The organism is Thiorhodococcus minor (assembly GCF_010820565.1).
Lineage (GTDB): Bacteria > Pseudomonadota > Gammaproteobacteria > Chromatiales > Chromatiaceae > Thiorhodococcus > Thiorhodococcus minor.
Genome location: NZ_JAAIJQ010000304.1, coordinates 1 through 810 on the forward strand (window position 1 = coordinate 1; position 810 = coordinate 810).

Here is an 810-nt window from a genome sequence, read left to right on the forward strand (position 1 = left end):
ATGTCGCGTAGCGACTGCTCAACCGAGGAGCCGGATGCGTAGTCCCGCACGTCCGGATCTGTGGGAGCCGCGGGTGCGTAAGCACCCGTGGCCACCCGGTGCCACCTCCGCCAGGCGGCCAGCGGTTGGAGATAGGCCGGACGTGGTGGGCGCGGTCGCTGACGGGCTAAACGTTTAGCCCCCCAGGCTCCGGGGGGCAGTATCAGGCCGCAGCTGGCTGCGGCAACGCAGGCGCCTCAAGTCCTTTGCGCCGTTGGCGGACCACCTCGGCGATGTAGGCCCACGGCGAAGTCTGACGTTTGCGGCAGGTCTCGATGAAGCTGGCGATGAGCGCGAAGGCACGGGAGCCCTGCGGGGTGCGCGTGCCCAGGCTGATGCGCCGGGCGATGACCCAGTGGCGCAGCGTCCGCTCGGCTCATTGTTGGTGAATGGGAGCTCGGGATGATCCAGCACGACCCAGAACGCGTCCCAGTCGTCGAGCAGCTCGCGCGCCAAGGCGCGGGTCTGCTCATGGGGAGCGTCGACCAGGGCCAGGCAAGTCTCGAGGAGCGCATTGAGCATCGGCGCATGCGCGGCACGCAGCCCGCCGGGCGGTGGGGGTGCGCCACCGCGCACGGCATCGACCGCGGCGATCACGGTGGCGATGACCTCCAGGAGGTGTGTGCCGAAGCGCTGGGCCTGGCGATCGAAGCTCTCTTCGAGCCCCGTGGCCTTGCGGATGATGTGCGCCAGGTGAGTGCGGTCAGCGAATTTGATGGTTACACGATCGGGCTAGCTGATGGAAGTCAGCGCTGAGCGGCGTGTTGGTCG

1 protein-coding gene is annotated in these 810 nt (G+C 68.4%); it reads left to right on the forward strand.

From position 1 onward, the window contains the following. Window positions 1-441 precede the first annotated feature (441 nt). Window positions 442-795 carry a hypothetical protein gene (locus G3446_RS28550; protein ID WP_245232846.1) on the forward strand — a complete coding sequence of 118 codons (354 nt, stop codon included), beginning with the start codon at window positions 442-444 and terminating at the stop codon, window positions 793-795. Window positions 796-810 lie beyond the last annotated feature (15 nt).